The sequence below is a fragment of the Limoniibacter endophyticus genome (assembly GCF_014652835.1).
GTDB lineage: Bacteria > Pseudomonadota > Alphaproteobacteria > Rhizobiales > Rhizobiaceae > Limoniibacter > Limoniibacter endophyticus.
The window spans coordinates 110296-128587 of the sequence record NZ_BMZO01000011.1 but is presented as its reverse complement, the minus strand read 5'-3'; the positions used below and the strand labels follow the sequence as shown (position 1 = coordinate 128587).

Below are 18292 nucleotides of genomic sequence, written 5' to 3'. Positions count from 1 at the left end.
ACTACCATGGCATCTATGGATATCTTCAACGGCTCGGCCTTCTCGATGACTTCGCTTACCGGCGCGGTCAACAAGGTCGGCTATAAAGCGCAGCTGCTCGGCTCACTCAACATCTTTGAGCCGATGCCTGTCCGCACGCGCACGGTCTTCGTTGATCGTCGCGACGGCAAGCTGACGCTGATCCCTTCCAGCCCCATCGGCGCACCGCCTAAGGAACTGGTCGTTGATCCCCGCAACGCCGTGCCGCTCAAGACCGTTCGTCTTGCGGAAGGCTTCACGCTCTATGCGGAAGAAATTCAGGGCATTCGTGCATTCGGCTCGGAAACAGAGTTTGCGCAGGTGCAGACTGAATATCTCCGCCGCATGGCATCGGTTCGTGACGACATGGACCTGACGCATGAGTATCATCGCCTAGGCGCTCTGCAAGGCTTGCTGCTCGATGCAGACGGTACTTCGGTGATCTACAACTACTTCAACGAGTTCGGCGTCACCGAGCCTGCTGCAATCGACTTCGATCTGGATAATGCCAATCCGGGCCGTGGTGCGCTTCGTGCCAAGTGTGCCGAGGTTATCCGCGGAATGGCGCGATCCGCAGGTGGTGCGTTCACTCCGGGTACGACCGTGCATGCTCTGGCAGGTGACGACTTCTACGATGCGCTCATCAGTCATGCCGAAGTCGAGAAGACCTATCTCAACTGGTCTGCTGCTGCCGATTTGCGTCAGGATCGTTCGTTCGAAGCATTCACCTTCGGCGGCATCACCTGGCACAATTATCGTGGCACGGATGATAATTCGACCGTGGCAATCGATCCGGAAGAAGCGAAGTTCTTCCCGGTCGGCGCGCGCGACATCTTCAAGAAGGCGATGGCACCGGCTGAGTTCGGGCCATATGTCAACACCTTGGGTCAGGATACCTATGCCATGAACATCCCAGATCGCGACCGGCAGGCGTGGACGCGTGGTGAGCTTTACAGCTACCCGCTCTATTTCTGCCAGCGTCCTGACGTGCTGCGCAAAGGGGTCAAGTGATGACGAAATCCTACCACGTCAACAACACCAGCCCCGTTCATAAGGCCTTCAAGGTTCGGGGCGGTCATCAGGTCGTCGCGGCTGGCAAGGAAGCGGACGTGCTCAACGCACGCGAGCTTTCGGAGGCCCAGATCGATACCTTCGCGCGTGATGGCGTGAAGGTGAAGCTGATTTCGAAGGGTAAGCCTGAGAAAGAGCAGACGCCTCCATCTGAGCCGGTTCCCCCATTCACTGCCCATGATAAGGGCGGCGGCTGGTGGGGCATTGTCGACACGAACGGACAGTCAATCGGCAAGAACTTCCGCACGGATGAAGCCGACGCCTTCAACGCTCTCGATGACGAAGCTAAAGCTGCCAAAGTCGTGGAACTGACCAAGCCTGAATGAAAGAGGGGGCGGTGATGAACCGCCCCTTCCCATCACTCGTTCGGGATAATCCGAATTGTTGACTCGACGGCGTACGCGAATCTCTCTTTTCTCCCAATGTCTATGGGGGAAACCAGTATGTCTAATGATCCGCTTAATCGCGAAACTTCAATATCGGCTGAGCTTACAGAAAATGGTGTGAAGGCTACTACAAATAGCCGATCCGTTGCGGGCCTAGATCGTCTTCTTGGAAATTTTGTCGACATGGTCAACCTTCCCATGGAAGAGCGCAATCAACGACGCAGGTTACGTATAGAAGGGGAGAAGATGCTGAGCGAAGTCCTATTGGGCGAGTTCGTCTCGCGGATGGGGAAGGACAAGGCTTTCGCAGACCGTGCTCTTGAAACTCATCTGAACAAAATTGCTAGACAGCAAGAGAACAAAGACGCCGTTGCACTCGAAGCTTTCTTGGAATTGAAAGCCAATCCCGATGACGGAGGACCGGAAACGGATGTTCCTCTCTCGTCAGAGTTTTTGGACAAGCTTGAGACTTACAGTGAAAACGCTTCGACCGAGGAGCTTCGCCAGCGCTGGGGTAAGGTGCTAGCAGCCGAGGCTAAAAGGCCGGGTACTTTCACTGGTAAAGTTATGCGCATCGTTGACGAACTATCTCCAGACGTTGCTCAACTATTCGAAGGGTTGGTTCAAAGGCGGATAGGTAAATTCATCCCAAAATGTTTAGTGGAAGAAATACCAACAATGCAGCTAGAGGAGTTGAGCGCTTCAGGTTTGATAGTGCCCGCTTCTTTGGGGCAGTCTTTGCCCTTTTCCGAGGAGGAAATGCAAAATGGCGAAGGGCTGTTTCTTCGACATATAGGGATTTGGGCAATAGGTATCCTGCGGACCAAGATTAAAGATACTAATTCTTTCGAAAATACCGATCCTATCAGAATTACTGGCAATAATGCGGCGATACCGACATACGTGCTGAGTACAGAAGGGGAGGCAGTAGCTTCAATTCTAATAGCTGACGAAGCGATGAATTTCTCAAAGATATCGCGCAAAATCGCTGAAGTGATGCCTCCGCAGTCGGTCATTTGGTATAAAATCGAAAATAATGAGTACAAACCTATGGGGGTTGTGTCCCCGGCGTAGCGGATTGCCAAAAGGGGTGGCTCCCAACGAGACTCTATTCAAAGCGGTCTAGCTACAATCGATCCCTTGGCTACCTGAGTGTATCTCATCAGTTTCATATATTCATCGGCTTCGTTCCGCGGGTTTTCTGAGCCCGTGGTGCAGCTTACGTTTTTGGCTTCGTGTATCGCGGCTGCAACGGCGGCTGTCCAAGTTGTATCATCACTCATAGGCCCTTCGACTGAGAAGGTGTGAGAACTGTGGTCTGCAACAATCAGCGTCATTAGCGACATAATCGGTTCCTTAAAAGTGAGCCAGTGTTTGTGCTGGATTTAAGAACAACTCACTGAATTTGCGAGGCTTATATGACGCCCTATGGTTCGCTAGACGGATTTTCAGCCTATGCCGAGGCGATGGGCTATGACGTGCCAGTTGGTGCGGTTGCTCCTGCGCTCATGCGCGGCTCCGTGTACGTTGACGGCACCTATGGCTCAAAGTTCGTAGGTCAGCCTGCGGACCCCACTCAGGATCGCGCTTGGCCGCGTACAGGCGTTCCGGGCATCGCCGTGGATCAAGTGCCGCCTCGCATCGAATATGCGGCGTACGAAGCCGCGCTGGCTGAGCTACGTACGCCCGGTTCGCTGTCAATCATCGTGACCGGAGCAGGGCGGGTCGTTCGTGAAAAGGTTGGCGAGATCGAGGTTCAATACGCAAACCCCGGTGGCGATGCTGTAGCGGACGCAAAACCAGTACTGACCGTCATCGAAGGACTCGTTGCACCGTTCCTGAAAACAGACACGCACGTTCCGGCAATCATGGTGGTGTGATGACTGGCTTCGACTATGCGAAAATGGCTGGCTCTGCCGCGCGTCTGCTTACCCGGTTCAATCAGGGCATGGTGACGATATCTCGCATTGTGCAGGGTGAGCCTGATCCTACAACGCCTTGGGTGCCAGGCGAACCGACTATCACCACAGAGACGCTGCAAGCCACGGTGAAGCGCGTCGAGCAGAAATTCATCGACGGCACGCTAATCGTCGGCACCGAGGATCAGATCACCTTCGCGGTCCCAAGCTTTGAGCCGTCCCTGTCTGACGAGTTCACCGTCGACGGCAAGGTGAGGGTGCTCAAAGACCTCCGACCACTACCCGGTGCTGGTTTGCCCGTCGCATACATCGCTTTCGTCGCAGCATAGGAACTGAAATGGCTCGTAAACCCAACGCGCGGCAGCGCTTGCGTCTGTTGTCGGAGAAGTTCGAGCCGTTGCTACAGGCTGCATTCCTCGCGGCTATTGATGATCTTCGAAGCAATGCGCAGATCACACGGATTGCTGAACGCTTGGAGCGTGGTGATATCGACGGTGCCTTGCGCGCGCTGAATGTTGATGCGGTTGCTTTCCGGCTATTTGAGGAAGGTGTCAGAGAGGCTTTCGTGGGTGGCGGGATCGCTGCCACTGCTGCGTTGCCGATACTGCGTGAGCCGAATGGCGCTCGATTGGTGGCGAGGTTTGATGCCCGTTCGCCGGGTGCGGAGCAATTCATGCGCGAGCTATCTGGTCGCAATGTACAGGTTGTCGAGGATGTTCTTCTCGCTGCGCGCCAGCACATGACACAGGGACTCATATACGGGCGAAACCCTCGCTCGGTGGCGCTCGACATAGTAGGACGCGTGGATCGCTCCACTGGGCGGCGTACGGGCGGTATACTGGGCCTTACGTCAAAGCAAGAGGAATACGTTACCACGGCGCGACAAGACTTGCTGTCTGGTGATCCAGATCGGCTGCGGCATTATCTGACACTCAAGCGAAGGGATCGTCGCAGACAGTTCGAAAAGGCTGTTGAGGATGCCATCCGTGACGCCAAGCCAATTCCTCTTCATTTGATCGACAGAATGATTGGCAAGCTGTCCGATAGCTATCTGCTTCTGCGTGGTGAGACGATTACCAGAACCGAAACCATCGGCGCGCTCAATGCCTCGCATCGCGATACGTTCGATCAGCTTGTCGCCTCAGGCAATGTTCAGGCGAACCAAGTGCGGAAGATATGGCGCGCTACGAAGGACAATCGTACCAGAGACAGCCACCGCAACCTTGATAGCGAAAGCGTCGGCATCAATGAGCTGTTCTCGAATGGCTTGCAGTACCCATGTGATCCAAGCGGATCGGCGCGGGAAGTGATCAACTGCCGTTGCGCCGTAGACTACCGGATCGAATACTTTACCAACCTGGCGTAACGCCATGGTACAGCAAAACTTTTCAGCAACGATTGATGATTGGGTAGCCAAAACTCAGACGCGCATGATCGCTGTATTCAAGACCGCTGCGCAATATGTCGTCGAGGACGTGCGAGAGCGGACGCCTATCGATACCGGCTATCTTCGAAACTCTTTGACGCTCTCACTGGATGGTCCGCTTCCGATGCGAGGTTCAGAGGGTGATGGCTACCAAGCGCCACCCTATGCCGCGGTTATCGCTGGTGCTGACCTCGGAGACACGATCTACGCCTCGTTCGTTGCCAACTATGCCGCTGCCGTCGAATACGGCGCGCAAGGGCGGCAAGGGGCCGGGATGGTTCGCCTATCGGTTCAGAACTGGCAAAGCCATGTCAATCGCGCGACTGCGGAGGCGAAGAGTGCTGTTCGCTCGCGTGGATAAGGCCAGCCATCGTCAGTAGCAGAGCCGCTTTACTCGTCTTGAGAGCGGTATCGCCCCGCGTCGTCTGACCACGCAAACCCTCAAGCTCGAACGCCATCCGGTGGAGGCGGTCTGCGACTTCATGATCGTCAAGGGCGGTCTGATTATCCATTATCGACAGGTAGCATCATGCCGAGCATTGCGGAAGATATCGACACAGCGCTTTTTGCAAGGGCTGCCGGGCTGGCACAGGTAACCGGGCTGACGATTGCATGGCCGAACGTCGCTTTTCCCGGCAAGGACGCCACAGGCAAGGAATTTCCGAAGCCTCCAAGCTATCTGCGGATCAATCATCTCCCGAATGTATCGCAGCGCTTATTCATCAACAATCCGACGCATCGGCGTCCGGGCATTCTCCAGATCACGATAGCAACGCCTCTGAATGGTGGCGCATCAGCTGCAACGAGGCTGGCCGGCAAAGTCGCTGAACACTTTCCGATGGATTTCCGCATGACGGCGGGCGGCAGGATCGTTCGTGTCACCAAAGAGCCGGATATCGCGACAGCAATCAGGGACGATCCATCGTGGCTCGTTCCCGTCTCGGTCTCATACGAGGCCTTCGCCTGACCGAGCCTTAGGCAAGCTCTCAATCAAAGGACAGTACGATGGCTCAGACGTATCCTGTGGCGGGTAGGCTTATTTTCATGGGCGGCCTCTTCGTTCCACCAGCAATGGGGCTTCTCACCGCTGACGACTTCTCCGACGTTACATCTGGTGACTGGACACCTATCGCGAAATGGGCCTCCACTGGCGCGTTAGGTGGTGACCAGCAAACCATCACTCAGCCCTATATCAATGAAGACTATGAAGACGTGCAGATGGGAACGAAGAACCCTGGCACAATGTCAAATACCTTTGGTGTGATCGCTGAGGATCCGGGTCAGATCAAGTGCTATGCCGCGGCTGGTGACAAGCGGCTGCGCGAGTTCATGATCGTGTTTCCCGATGCTCCGGTCGGTGCCAACGCTCACGGTTCTATCCGCCTCTTTGCGGCTTACGTGAAGGAGCCTGTCGAGCAGGGCGGTGAGGCCAATACCACCGGCATGGTGGAAATCCCTCTCGTCAAATATCGCAATACGGTTCGCTTGCCAGCTTCGGAAACTGGTGGCCCAATCGGAGGCGCATAATGGATATCGGTGGTCTTAAGCGTGACAGCAAGAAGGTCGAGGCAGGCGAGTGGGTGGGCGACATTCCCGGTATGGGGGACGTGCGTCTTCGCGTGCGCGGCATGTCCAGCCCGACTGTCTCCGCCATCCGTTCTCGCAAGGAACGGAAGATCACACGTGATGAGCGCGAACCAGACGGCACGTTGAAACAGGAAGCTTCGCTACGTGTCTTGGGTGAAACCCTCTACGAAGCTGTACTTTTGGACTGGAACGGGTTCACGGAAGGTGGCAAGCTGATCGCTTACGATGCCGAACTGGCAAGGAAGTGGCTCACTGATCCTGATTTCGGTGTGGTTCAGGATGCCGTTATCTATGCAGCCCGCATCGTTGATAATAGCCGCGCTGCTGACAAGGAGATGGTGGGAAACGGCTCAAAGAAGTCGTAGCTCGCTCGCTCGCGGGCGATGATCTGATCCTCGACGGAGATCTGATGCCTGGGACATACGGATGGCTGTCTGCGTTCTGGGAGCTATCGACTGACAGACAATTATCGATGGGTGTTGGGCCTATACCCCTAGCGTCCATCGATAATTGGATAGGCCACAACGATCTGGATGAAGTGGACGGCGAGTGTTTCAAATACGCCGTCCGAGAGATGGATAAAGCCTATCTTGAGTATGCGAACAAACCAGAGGATCAGCGGCCAACTGTTTCTAGCAGGCCTCTAACGCCGGAGTTGTTCGATGCGATATTCGGTTAGCGACAGAGATTTCGGTCTGCATAAGTTTTGTTGCCGTTAGAGTTCCAGTAGTAGCATCCGCCTCGGGGGCCCCGTATGTAGCTGCGGCTCGTAAATTGTCGAGGCTTTGGCTTATAATCGTTTTGGGTGCTCGCCCTTGTAAATGCTGGTTTCACTGCGGCACGCAGGTTCGTAGACTTGCCGTATGCGATTTCGCCTCTTGAGACGGGTTGAAACGTCGCATGTGACGTTGATCCGTCGCTCAAAGACATAGTGGCAGTCGTTGGATGCCCATCAGGGTGGATAAAGATTGCTAGACGGCCTTGTCGTCCATCAGCGCATGTTACCCCGGCGACTATTTCATGTTGTCTTTCAAAGAGCATGTATATTCCGTGACAGGCAAGTTTCTCGTCATCACTTGTCACGGTGAAGCGTTGCACATGAACAGGGGCCGCTACTGGCGCTTGATTGGTACCGCACCCTACTAAGCATAGAAGGAATATAAGCTTTCTCACTATCGTCTTTCCTCATCGGGAAGTGCGTTCTACATGCCTGTTCTGACACGATCAGAATTATTGAGCGCCTCTCCAAGTCTTGTAAGTGCCTGGCGTGCTGCATCGCTTGCGGCTTGCGAGAGTGACTTCGCACCGCCTTCGCAGAACGCTCCAGCATCAGCTTGTGCAACACCGCGCCCCGACACGGTATTGCCAAGTAAGCGTCCATTCTTCCCGTCGACGGTGATGGATGAGACAATTTCAACGTCTGCCTCAAGCGTAGCCGACCAGAAGCCCGGCATCACACGGATGCGAGCTATCGTTTGTTCGCCTTTGACTATGATCATCCCGCGAGCGTTGCGTTCTGCAAGCTTTGACCGATCAAGTGGGGTGTCAACCAACTCTAACTCGCCCACAAGGTTGGAGAGTGTCTGACGCGTCGAAGATTTGAAACTCGCTGCAAGCTCAAGCGGATACGAATGGGCGGCGCAGTTCATATCCGATGGCTTGACGTTCTGATTGAGCGCAGAAGCATCAACGTAGAGAAGATACTTTCCCGGCAATTTGTTCTCGTAAGACGAGTAGACGTTAAATGCGCCGATTGCGACTGGTTCGGCCTTGTATTGGCAACCAGTTAACGCCAGCCCTGCGGCTAGCGCGATATAGAAATGTTTCATGATGCCCCCTACTACATGATGCATGAAACAGAGGGATACGGCTGAGTCCAGTTATCCGAAAGGCTTAGAAGTTCGGATCGCGCCCCCCTGGAGCGTGAGTTGTGAACTCGTCAGGCTCTGTTTCCAGTGATCGGCCAATCAGCATCATAGGCAGTGACGCCAAAGACATTATCCCGCCGGCTCCAATCATCCAGTAGCTGGTTCTCACGTTTAGATATTGCGCGGAATAGGGGTTGGTTAATGTGGCGCTGACGGCATCGGCGATCTGCAAATAGCCATACCCTGCAAGGGCCGGGCCAGCGAATACGAAAACTATTCCGAGATATCCGAATAGTGTCCAGCGCTGTTTGATGATCATTCATGCCCCCGAAAATCTGGGCGCGAACTTACCTCACAGTTTCAGAAGGATCAACGCCGATGGATATCGCGACCTTAGGCTTGCGTGTGGATTCGGCAGAAGTCGCCCGTGCTGAAAAGAACCTTGACCAGTTTTCAGGCGCTGCGGATAGAGCAGAAGCGCGGTCGCGTCGTCTTGAGCTAGCCGCTGTCGGCATGCGTGGTGCGTTCGCCGCGCTTGCTACAGGGCTTGGTGCGGCATTTGGCATAGGTGCCTTTGTCAATGCCGCAATGAATGCTCAGACACGTCTTGATGCGGTCGCCGCATCGACGCGGAAGATTGACGCGGCCTTGAAGCTGAATGGCTACACATGGGATTTGACGACGCGAAAAATACTCGACTTCGCATCTGCGCAGGAGAAGCTTACGGGGCGTTCGGCACAGGAAATTCTCGATCTGGCTCCGAACCTTGCCAGCTTCCAGTTCACCGAGCAGGTAGCGCTTCGGTCGATCCAGCTTGCCGATGACATGAGCGCAGCATGGGGCGGCAATCTGCAGCAGAACTTCGAAGGCCTCGCACGCGCTCTAGCAGATCCGGTGAAAGGCTTTGCCATGCTTTCTCAGCGCGGCATCCAGCTTGATGCGGACCAGAAGAAGCTTGTTAAATCGCTGATGGAGACGAACCGCGGACTTGAAGCGCAGGGCGTAGTTTTCGAGGCCCTTGAGAGCCAGGTGAAGGGCATCGCAGAGGCTGGTTACACGCCGCTCCAGCGCGCTCAAGATGCTGCCCGCAAGTCTGTTGAAGATTTCTTCCAGGCGCTTGTCTCGAGTAAGGGGGCTGGCGATGCCATCATCGGCACTCTCAACGCAATCGCAACCATCTCACGGCTGTTGACTGATAACATTGGCGGGATCACCACAGCGCTTGGTATTTTCGCTGCTGGGCATATCATCTCTGGCATTACGAGCATTACGGCCTCCATCTTCGCGATGAACGGGGCGATGAATTTGGCAACCGTTTCAGCACGTGCGTTGTCCGTAGCTATGGCGTTTCTTGGTGGCCCGATCGGTGCCGCTGTCATGGCCGTTGCTGCCGCTTACCTCGTCTTGCGCAATAACACTTCTGAGGCGGCGAGTGCTGCGCAGATTGCAAATCAGGCGTATCGCACGAACGAGCAGGCTCTTGGCAACAGCACAAGCGCGTCCCGAACCTACACCGCCGCGTTGCGTGACCAGATAGCCATGCAGGTTGAAGCGGCGCGCACTGCGTTGATCACCGCAAATGCACAGTGGGAAAGCGCGGTCGGTCGGCGTGATGCGTTCCGAGGCGCTACCGGAATGAGCTTCGCACCATTCGAATACAGCGCCGATGCTTCCCTCAAGGAAGTGAACGCTCTCGATTTCGCTCTTGGTCGGCTTGAAGATCAACTCGCCAAAGTTGATGCAGGAATGACCAAGGCAGCTTTGCCTAGCCGTCAGTTCGGCTCGGAACTGGATAAGGTCGATAAAGCTGCGCAGCGTGCTGCCAAGGCATATCAGAGGCTTGTGCAGGATGCTCAGCAGTTCATCGCACAACAAGAGCTTGAGGCCCGTGTCCTTGGCATGACCGAACGTGAGGCAAACCGACTTCGCTATACCCAAGACCTCCTAAATCAGGCAGCAAACGACAATATCAAGCTGACGCCAAAGCAACGCCAGGAGCTTGAGGGTTTGGCTGTTTCGATGGCGAACACGGAGGACCGGACGAACCGCCTGCGCGATGCTTTCGATTTCGCAAAAGATACGACCAAGGGCTTTATGACCGACCTTCGCTCTGGTTTGGAGCAGGGCAAGGGCTTCTTTCAATCGTTTGCGGATGCGGCTTTGAACGCACTAAACAAGATCATCGACAAGATGATGGATTTAGCAATCGACAACTTCTTCACATCGGGTTCGAGCGGTGGCGGCTTCCTTGGCGGTTTGCTCGGTGCTGTTGGCGGTTTGTTTGGCGTCAAAAATGACCCGTGGGCTGGCATGCGCGGTATGTCGTCGGGCGGTTGGACCGGCAACATGGCTGCTAACCAAATGTCGGGCCATTATACCCACGGTCAGGAGTTTGTTGTCCGGGCTGGTCCAGCGGCACAGCATCGCCAGATGCTTGAGGCAATGAATGCTGGACGGGCGATCGGCGCGAACAACAATCAGCCGGCTGCCGCAAATCAAAATGGCGGAAGCTCGACGGTTGAGGTTCGCCTCTCTCCTGATCTGGAAGCGCGCATTCTTGAGCAGTCCGGGCAGCAGTCAGTCAAGATCGTGCAGGCGAATGAAGCTGCACGCCAGGTGCGATATCAAAACGGCGCGGAGTTCGGTTGATGGCGACAGTAATCGAGCTTCCGGCCATTCGCGGTTGGCAGGCGGTGGATTTCGACCCGATCCAACCTCGCAACGTTGATCGCATGGAAGGGCGTCGCACAGAGGTGCAAATCTACGGCACTCACTATTGGGTGGCGCAGTACACGCCCGGTTGGCTTGATGAGCGCGACTTCGGCAAGATGGACGCTTTCATGATGAGGGCAGGCGATGGGCTTGAAGTGTTTCGGGCCTATGACCCTTTCCGCATGCGTCCAATTGCCTGGAGCGAGGCGAATGGCAACCGGCCCCTGTCTGGCGCTAGGGCAGGCGGTGGCGCGTTCGATGGCACGGCGACGATCACCAGCCGATCTGCAAACTCCCTAATCGTCTCTGGCCTTCCTGCGCTGTTTCAGTTCCGTGCTGGTGATTATGTCGAGGTGCGTCAGTCGGCGTCTGTAGTTTCGCTTCACCGGATCCTGGTCGATGTGGCAGCCAGCACAGCCGGGATCGTCACTCTATCGATACGGCACAATCTCGATATCGGCGTATTCACGCTCCCGCTTGTTGCTAATTTCGAAAAGCCGTCCTGTCTGATGCAGATTGACCCCGGATCATACAGCGCACGCAAGTCTTGGTCTGATCGATCCCCATCGTTCAGTGCGCAAGAGGTATTTTTTTCATGAGCTTAGGCCCTGCCGTTGAATCACAACTTGAAAGTGGGCAGATCAGACGTCTTGACCTGATCCGCTTCGATTTACCGGGCAAAACCGTGGGTTACCATCGAGGCGGCAGACCGTTCACTTACAATGGACTGGTCTATAAGCCGAACCGTTGGCTCCAGACTGGCGAGATGTCTTCTGACTTGGGCGTAGCTGTCACTACCCGCACTATTGGGTTCTCAAACATTCCAACGGCTGATCCTGATGATGCCATCGCACAGATTGAAAGCTACGCGTATCAAAACGCACCGGTGATTATAGCTCATTTGGCCGGTGATCCAGTCACCGACGAGCCAATCGGCATACTCGCATCCTCAATCTACGAGATTGATCAGGTACGGTATTCGAAAGGCGCTGCCGACGCCAAGGGTATTCGAACTCTATCGATTACGATTGATCTTCAGCCGCCAGGGCGCTCAGCGCGCGGTGCAACGCTAGTGAAGCGTTCGCCGGCGGAGCAGAACTTCGACAACGACGCGACCGATACGGGTTTGGAGTACGTGGCAGTCAATGCCAATTGGACGCTTGAGTGGGGGCAGCGCTGATGAAATCACGCTATGAGATCGTGCAGCCCGTGATCGAAGCGGAGCTTGCCAAGGTCTACTCCTATGGCGTCTCGGACTGCTTCTTTCTCGGTTGCCGCGTAGCAGACACGCTGTCAGGTACCTCCATGTGCGAGACATACAAAGGTCGCTATCGCACGCTGGCGGGCGCACAGCGCACTTTGCGGCGCGAGGGACATACTTCTCTCGTAACGTTCTTTTCAGCCCATCTGGAGCCATGCGCACCGGCTGCTGCGCGGCTAGGTGATATCGCTATCATTCAGCTTGGCGATGCCGAGCATGTCGGCGTGTGCGTCGGCAGCAAATTCCTGACCAAGACAGAAACCGGCGCAAGCTTTCATGACGTGTCCCGCGTCAAAGCCGCCTTTCTCGCTGGATAATCAAGCATGGCAATTTTCACTGCTATAGGAGCCGCCATTGCTGGCGCGCTCTTCGGCGGCTCTGCGCTTGCAGCTGCGCTTATTGGCGGCGCATTGGCATACGGCGCGCAAGCAGGTCTGAACTACTATCTGAACCGCAAGAAGCAGCGTGCATACACGGCTGTTCAAGGTGAAGTGCAGTTCGGCGGCAATGTTGCTGTAGGCTCGATGTTCGGCATCGGCTTGGTGAAGGGGCAGCGCGCTTTCTACGCAAAGTGGGGCGGTGGCAACAAGTTCAATGCCGAGCTATTCCTGCTGTCGAACGGATGGTGCGATGGGCTGGAGCCAGAGGTCTACTTCTGGGGCAAGAAGCATGTCCTCGTACCGGTTGCGACGATCTCAAATGAGGCCGCTCGGTATCAGGTGGAAGGCTTCGGCAACAAGCTCACGATCCGGTTCTACGATGGCCGACCGGGCCAACAGGTAGACATGCGTCTGGTCGAGGTTTCGGCAAACAGCGGCACACCGTGGAAAGTGACATCGCGGCTAACCGGCTATGCGTATGCAATTGTCGAGCGCGAGTACGATGGCAATCTGTTTGAGCAGGGCGTGCCGGATATTGGTTTCATTCTTCGTGGTCTTCGTCTTTATGATCCCCGCAAAGATAGCACGGTTGTAGGAGGCTCTGGTACGCATCGCTGGTCTGATCCAGCTACATGGCAGTTCAGCCAGAACCCGGCTTTGCAGCGCTTAAACTATCAGCTGGGTCTGCGTGGGCGCATTTCGAACCGTACGCTGATAGGCGAAGGAAAGAGCCTCGGGCAGCTTGATCTAGGTACATACTTTGCAGCTATGAACGTTGCCGACACACTGCGCAACGGAAAGCCGACCTACCAGGCTGCAATCTACGTCACTGGCGACGATGATCATACGGAAGTGCTGAAAGAGTTTGACGATGCGGTTGCCGGCTATGGCCTCAATCGGCGTGGGCTTTCGGGGCTCCTCGTTGGTGCGCCACAGATACCGGTAGCAAATATCACTGCGGCTGATATTCCTCTTGCACGCGCTCAGGACTTGCAGCGCCGTAAGTCATCGTTTGATCTCTACAATCATATGTCTGGCCAGTTCACCTCGAAGGAGGATCAGTGGAACCCGGCAAGCCTCAAGCCGATTTATGTCAATGCGGATATCGCAGCCGATGGAAAGACGAGGCAAACCGCGAACGACTTCCTGCAAGTAACTGACCCGGACATCGCGCAATACCTTCTTAACATTCGCTATCGCCAGAACCGCAAGGGCGGGCAGGCTACTGTGCCTGTGTCGCGCCGTCTTGGGTTGAAGGTTTCCGAGGGTGAATGGATTACGTTCGAAGGGGTCACCTGGCTCATCAAACGATGGAGCCTCAGCGAAGCTTTCGAAGTTACCCTCTCATTAGCTGAGACGGGTGCGGATGTATATTCGGAAGCAGGGATCGAACCCGGCCCGATCATCATCCCAAGCCCGCCGCCTGTTAATCCTCTCCTTCTCTCGACGGTCCAGAATTTTGCGGTTGAGGTTGGGCTGATCGAAGGTCCTGATGGCTACCAGGTTCCATCGCTTCGCTTCACGTGGACGCCCCCAGCCGATCCCACTATCACAAGCGTTCGCTTCGAATATGTGGGAGATGTTAACCCCGCAAACGGACCAGTCTATGTAGACGCTACCGAGGACGTTGAGCGGGGCGAATACATCACCAGCAAGAACGTCGCGCCGGGGCTATTCTACAGCGCTCGCGCAACGATCACGACGCGACCAGATCGATTCAAAACTTGGACCCCGTGGTCCTCGACCACTTCTACGACGAACCCGGTGAACATCTATCTCCCCGGCCTGGTCGAAGAGGTGACGGAATCGGTGCGTGATGCGGTGGAGTTCATCGATACGCGCTCACTTCTGGAAGAAGCCTATCGGTTGATGAACTCGTTGTCGGATCAGGACGCAGGCAATTTCATTGAGCGTGACGGGATGCGAACTGAACTCAAGGTGACAGCAGGCGGTTTAACAGCAAGCTATATAAAGGCCATTGACGCCGCTGTCGGGCCAGATTCCGCCATTGTGCAGGAGCTGACAAGGCTAACTGTCGAGCTGGACGGCAAAGCCAATGCTGACGTTGTGCAGTTACTGCAAACGCAAGTCACGGTGCTTGGTGAAGATGTTACGGCTGTCGCCAACGCATTGACGCAGACCAACGTGCAATTGGGCCGCTTCTCTGCAAGTGGCTTGTTCAGAGCATCGTCCGAGGCATCGGGATCTGGTGCTGTTTCGCGTGTCGTGCTTGCGGCAGAGGCCAGTGCAGGCGCGAATAGTGCAACCGCGGCGATCTTTCTTGAGGCGCTTTCGAATGGTCAAAACCGCGTCGGTATCCTTGCTTCGCAGTTCTATGTCTACTCGGCGGCCAACCAGCTCCTGCGGCCATTCATAATTCAGGATGGGGTCGTTATCGCTGACAATTTGCGGGTTGCTTGGGCAAAAATCACCGATGTTCAGATTACCAATGCGCAGATTGCCAATCTGACAGTCGGAACCTCCAACCTGGATTTTAATGCAGTAACACAGACGACAACGGGTGTTTGTACGGCGTATTCGCAGCAATGGACTGTCCCAGCTGGCTCGGGTGGAGCGCCTGTCCAGACATGGCCCGTTTCCACAATTACGGTTCCGCCAGGCGTTGGCTCTCAGCTCTCGACTACTGGAACGTTACAGTTGTACGTCGGGGCCGGATCGCGAGGAAGAGTTTCACTTGTCATTCGAAACGCAACAACGGGTGTTTTGGTTTATCGTAGTTCTTACATAGATCTTTCTCCACCCGGAGGGACCGGAGGCACCGCTGAAACGGCCACCAGCCCTATCGATACTTATCAAATCGATCCTTCGCTCTCGTCTGCGGCGAATAACACATACCAGTTGTACGTCGAGACAGAAGTGCTTGTCGGTTATGAGTTAAGATTCTCCTTCACAGGTCCCACCTTCAAAAACCTCCTCTGGAAACGCTGATCGCGCGTCAAGGGAAATCATCACATGGCAAATCAGGCACAACAGCCGGCACCTTTCATGGTGTCGGCTGAGGCACAACTGCGCGAATTGCAGATCGATTATCAGGTCAAAAGCATGCGGTGCTCGCAGCTATCACAGCTCAACATGGCGCTCGAGGCGCGTGTGAAGGAGCTGGAAGCTGAGCTAGCCGAGCTTAAGCCGCAAGAAATAGTCGAGGCTGAAAATGGCGAATAGCTTCTATAATACTGGCACCGCCACCGTTGCCGCCAACGGCACTGTCGTTACCGGACAAGGCACCGCATGGGGCGACGGCATCAATGGTCCGATCCGGCCAGGCGACGTGTTCGGCATGCACTCCGGCTTTCCGACGATCATCAAAACTGTTGCGCCAACCCAGTTGACGCTTGAGACGCAATATAAGGGTCCTGCGCAGACAGCCGCCGCTTATATTATCGGTTTCACGCCATACAATGTGACGCTTGATCAAGATGTGCGCGAGATGATCCGGCTTTTGCGCGCTGGTGTCTTGCCTGGGCTTGCAACATTGCCGCCTGCCGCTTCATCACTGCTGGGCTTTGACGCTGCGGGCCAGCCCACGCAACGTCAGATACAGGCGTTCATGAATACCTTCCTTACGGCTAGTACGGCGGGTGCGGCTCAGTCAGCTCTAGGCGGGGGTGCGGCAGGTAGAAACGTATTTACTGCTGCAAGTACAGCAGACGCACGTAGTGCGATAAACACTATTGGCGCAGACCAAGCGGTTACGCATGGGTTTATTTCAGGTAATAAGGCTTCGCCTTACACGCGACATACTGACGGCACAGTCGTACCATTACAGACTGCACTTAGCGGGGCATGGACGGATGCCCGTGCGTCGGCTGGCGGCAGCGGATCACAACGATGGTGGAAATTGCCTAACAATATGTTGGTCCAGATGGGCAGTTCTGTGATGACGCTTTCAGCAGGCGGCAATGTTGTAATTCCATTCCCAACAGCGTTCGCCGCCGTGCCTATAGTTCAGGCACTTGATGGTGACATGGGAACATCTTCGTCTGGTAGAATTGTTGGTATGTTCAACCTTGGTGAGTTGACGACAACAAGCTTTAACGTGTCAGTGCGACCAAGCCCCGGCGCTGTCAACATCCGTATAAACTGGCTAGCTGTGGGGGCCGCGTGATGCAAAATTTCGTTCTTGTAGATGATCTAGGCGATTTCGTTGGCTTTACGAACGACGCAATCTACCCGCCCATCCCAATTATGCGAAAAGAACCCGTCTATCATGTAAAAGAAGACGGTTCCTTACTTATTGGCGAAGATGGCGATCCGGTACAAATCGGCGAGGTTGAGGTAATTGACGGCTACGAACGCAATCCGGCTATTCCTGAAACCGCAATAGAGATCAGCGACGAGGAATATTGCGATTTCCTTGACAATCAGGGGCAGCGTCAGTGGGACGCAAACCTGAAGAAGTTTGTTGAATACGTCCCGCCACCTGTAGCGCCGTCAGTTGATTCCTATCGTGTAGCCACGCAGGCAATGCTGGATGAGAAAGCCAATGAGCGACAGTACGATAGCGGCGCAACGCTTGCCAGTTACGTCAACTCGACGATTCCTCAATGGGCGCAAGAGGCGCAAACCTTCGTCGCTTGGCGAGATCAGGTCTGGTCTCATGCGCTGACGGAGCTTTCGAAGGTGGAGGCGGGTGAGCGCGAAATTCCAACAATCGAAGAATTTATAGCTGAGCTGCCAGCCTTTGAGTGGCCTGTCGCCATCGCGTACCGCGCGCATGTGTAACTCGGCTCGTTCGGGCCTTTTCTCATCAATCAGGCAGGAGTTCCATCTGGTCGCCATTGCGCGGGAATGCTTTGGCGAAAAGGCGCTTGAAAGTGGGCCAGTCGTCAGAAACCCTCATGATAGTTGTCGTAGCAGCAATCTGGCGCTCCAAATGTGGATTGCCGACTTCTGCGGTTAAAAACTGATGGTGTCGGTTTTTGCGGCGACCATGTTCATCCTTTGGGTTCACAGTCTGGAGTTCTTCAACGACGCCGGGCGGTAGTTGCTCATAGATGTATGTGTTGGTGAACTTCCCGACGACGCCTGGGCGCTTCACCGATTCTGGGTCGTACTCCCATCCGTGCAGTCGGAACATCTCTTCATAGAATGAATCGGGGAACCGCTTCGCCCACTTCATCAACTCGGGTGAGATGTACGCTTCCAGAATCTTGTGAAGAGCGTCCCGCCTACGAACTTCCTGGAAGCCTGTTGCCTCATCAACAAGCGCGACAATACCTACGCGTGCGAGGCCGCGCATTATCAGTTCAGCCTGCTTCGCAAACCCGAGCTGTTGCTTTTGAAGCTTCCCGTCTGCTCGTGCGGCAAGGATTGCTTCGCATAGCTCAACCAGAACTTCAGCCTCATAGCCATGCGCCTTCTGTCCGCGCGGTGTGAGGAAGATAATAGGCGACCGGATTCGATCCATTAACTCATTGGAAATATACGGGTTTATGCGCTCGCGGCTGGCAAAAAGTTCAAAACGATTCATGCCCGGCACCATGCTGCCGCCACGGGCCATCTGAAGCGCATCCTGCATCCCGCCAGTGATGAGGACGCGACGTTCGTCATCCAAGACGAAACAGGGGATTTCCATGTCGCCAATTTTCAGCGGGCTGTCGTCGTCACCATAAATTGCTTTAGGCAGGCCGCGCATGTGGCGGG

The 18292-nt window shown here is 55.2% G+C and carries 23 protein-coding genes; 20 read left to right on the top strand and 3 right to left on the bottom strand.

Translation table 11 applies throughout. The annotated features are described in order from the left end of the window. Positions 1-6 precede the first annotated feature (6 nt). The 12 genes from IE151_RS15995 (at position 7) to IE151_RS17840 (ending at position 7553) form a co-directional block, all read left to right on the top strand. Positions 7-1029, top strand: coding sequence for a major capsid protein (locus tag IE151_RS15995; protein WP_189492489.1), 1023 nt, complete (start codon positions 7-9; stop codon positions 1027-1029). Next, on the top strand, positions 1029-1415 hold the full coding sequence (locus IE151_RS15990) for a hypothetical protein (protein WP_189492486.1): 387 nt from the start codon (positions 1029-1031) through the stop codon (positions 1413-1415). The genes IE151_RS15995 and IE151_RS15990 overlap by 1 nt, the downstream gene beginning before the upstream one ends. Before the next feature lie 117 nt (positions 1416-1532). Beyond that, on the top strand, positions 1533-2549 hold the full coding sequence (locus IE151_RS15985; protein ID WP_189492483.1) for a DUF2806 domain-containing protein: 1017 nt from the start codon (positions 1533-1535) through the stop codon (positions 2547-2549). A 344-nt stretch (positions 2550-2893) separates the two neighbouring features. Next, positions 2894-3355 carry a DnaT-like ssDNA-binding protein gene (locus IE151_RS15980; RefSeq protein WP_189492480.1) on the top strand — a complete coding sequence of 154 codons (462 nt, stop codon included), beginning with the start codon at positions 2894-2896 and terminating at the stop codon, positions 3353-3355. Beyond that, on the top strand, positions 3355-3723 hold the full coding sequence (locus IE151_RS15975) for a hypothetical protein (protein ID WP_189492478.1): 369 nt from the start codon (positions 3355-3357) through the stop codon (positions 3721-3723). Before IE151_RS15980 ends, IE151_RS15975 begins: the two co-directional genes overlap by 1 nt. A gap of 8 nt (positions 3724-3731) precedes the next feature. Then, positions 3732-4760 carry a phage minor head protein gene (locus tag IE151_RS15970; RefSeq protein WP_189492476.1) on the top strand — a complete coding sequence of 343 codons (1029 nt, stop codon included), beginning with the start codon at positions 3732-3734 and terminating at the stop codon, positions 4758-4760. A 4-nt stretch (positions 4761-4764) separates the two neighbouring features. Then, a complete protein-coding gene (locus IE151_RS15965) occupies positions 4765-5181 on the top strand; it encodes an HK97 gp10 family phage protein (RefSeq protein ID WP_189492474.1) in 417 nt (138 codons plus the stop codon). 168 nt (positions 5182-5349) lie between these two features. Next, positions 5350-5787 carry a phage tail terminator-like protein gene (locus IE151_RS15960; RefSeq protein WP_189492472.1) on the top strand — a complete coding sequence of 146 codons (438 nt, stop codon included), beginning with the start codon at positions 5350-5352 and terminating at the stop codon, positions 5785-5787. A 38-nt stretch (positions 5788-5825) separates the two neighbouring features. Beyond that, positions 5826-6347, top strand: a complete 522-nt coding sequence (locus IE151_RS15955) for a hypothetical protein (RefSeq protein ID WP_189492470.1) — start codon at positions 5826-5828, stop codon at positions 6345-6347. Continuing rightward, the gene (locus tag IE151_RS15950) at positions 6347-6772 is read left to right on the top strand and encodes a hypothetical protein (RefSeq protein ID WP_189492468.1); all 426 of its coding nucleotides are present in this window, start codon (positions 6347-6349) and stop codon (positions 6770-6772) included. The genes IE151_RS15955 and IE151_RS15950 overlap by 1 nt, the downstream gene beginning before the upstream one ends. 44 nt (positions 6773-6816) lie before the next feature. Further along, the gene (locus IE151_RS17995) at positions 6817-7086 is read left to right on the top strand and encodes a phage tail assembly chaperone (RefSeq protein ID WP_428978141.1); all 270 of its coding nucleotides are present in this window, start codon (positions 6817-6819) and stop codon (positions 7084-7086) included. A 341-nt stretch (positions 7087-7427) separates the two neighbouring features. Further along, positions 7428-7553 (top strand): hypothetical protein, encoded by a 126-nt coding sequence (locus tag IE151_RS17840; RefSeq protein ID WP_280517248.1) that lies wholly within the window; start codon positions 7428-7430, stop codon positions 7551-7553. Between the two features lie 56 nt (positions 7554-7609). Here IE151_RS17840 and IE151_RS15945 read toward each other — a convergent pair whose 3' ends face one another. Next, the gene (locus tag IE151_RS15945; RefSeq protein ID WP_189492466.1) at positions 7610-8236 is read right to left on the bottom strand and encodes a hypothetical protein; all 627 of its coding nucleotides are present in this window, start codon (positions 8234-8236) and stop codon (positions 7610-7612) included. Positions 8237-8300: 64 nt separating this feature from the next. Further along, positions 8301-8594, bottom strand: a complete 294-nt coding sequence (locus tag IE151_RS15940) for a hypothetical protein (RefSeq protein WP_189492463.1) — start codon at positions 8592-8594, stop codon at positions 8301-8303. A 59-nt stretch (positions 8595-8653) separates the two neighbouring features. Here IE151_RS15940 and IE151_RS15935 point away from each other — a divergent pair, with 59 nt between their 5' ends. Genes IE151_RS15935 through IE151_RS15900 form a run of 8 tightly spaced genes read left to right on the top strand, consistent with a single transcriptional unit; the run spans position 8654 to position 17371 of the window. Next, the gene (locus IE151_RS15935; RefSeq protein WP_189492460.1) at positions 8654-10924 is read left to right on the top strand and encodes a hypothetical protein; all 2271 of its coding nucleotides are present in this window, start codon (positions 8654-8656) and stop codon (positions 10922-10924) included. Continuing rightward, entirely contained in the window at positions 10924-11586 is a 663-nt protein-coding gene (locus IE151_RS15930) for a hypothetical protein (protein ID WP_189492457.1), read from the top strand. Before IE151_RS15935 ends, IE151_RS15930 begins: the two co-directional genes overlap by 1 nt. After that, a complete protein-coding gene (locus tag IE151_RS15925; protein WP_189492454.1) occupies positions 11583-12167 on the top strand; it encodes a DUF2163 domain-containing protein in 585 nt (194 codons plus the stop codon). Before IE151_RS15930 ends, IE151_RS15925 begins: the two co-directional genes overlap by 4 nt. After that, positions 12167-12565 (top strand): DUF6950 family protein, encoded by a 399-nt coding sequence (locus tag IE151_RS15920; RefSeq protein ID WP_189492451.1) that lies wholly within the window; start codon positions 12167-12169, stop codon positions 12563-12565. The genes IE151_RS15925 and IE151_RS15920 overlap by 1 nt, the downstream gene beginning before the upstream one ends. Before the next feature lie 6 nt (positions 12566-12571). Beyond that, positions 12572-15577, top strand: a complete 3006-nt coding sequence (locus IE151_RS15915; protein ID WP_189492449.1) for a phage tail protein — start codon at positions 12572-12574, stop codon at positions 15575-15577. A gap of 24 nt (positions 15578-15601) precedes the next feature. Then, positions 15602-15811 (top strand): hypothetical protein, encoded by a 210-nt coding sequence (locus IE151_RS15910; protein ID WP_189492447.1) that lies wholly within the window; start codon positions 15602-15604, stop codon positions 15809-15811. After that, positions 15801-16754 (top strand): gp53-like domain-containing protein, encoded by a 954-nt coding sequence (locus tag IE151_RS15905; RefSeq protein ID WP_189492445.1) that lies wholly within the window; start codon positions 15801-15803, stop codon positions 16752-16754. The genes IE151_RS15910 and IE151_RS15905 overlap by 11 nt, the downstream gene beginning before the upstream one ends. Further along, positions 16754-17371, top strand: a complete 618-nt coding sequence (locus IE151_RS15900; protein ID WP_189492442.1) for a hypothetical protein — start codon at positions 16754-16756, stop codon at positions 17369-17371. The genes IE151_RS15905 and IE151_RS15900 overlap by 1 nt, the downstream gene beginning before the upstream one ends. A gap of 25 nt (positions 17372-17396) precedes the next feature. On the opposite strand, the gene IE151_RS15895 is transcribed toward IE151_RS15900, so the two are convergent. Beyond that, positions 17397-18284, bottom strand: coding sequence for a P63C domain-containing protein (locus tag IE151_RS15895; RefSeq protein ID WP_210310906.1), 888 nt, complete (start codon positions 18282-18284; stop codon positions 17397-17399). Between the last annotated feature and the right edge of the window lie 8 nt (positions 18285-18292).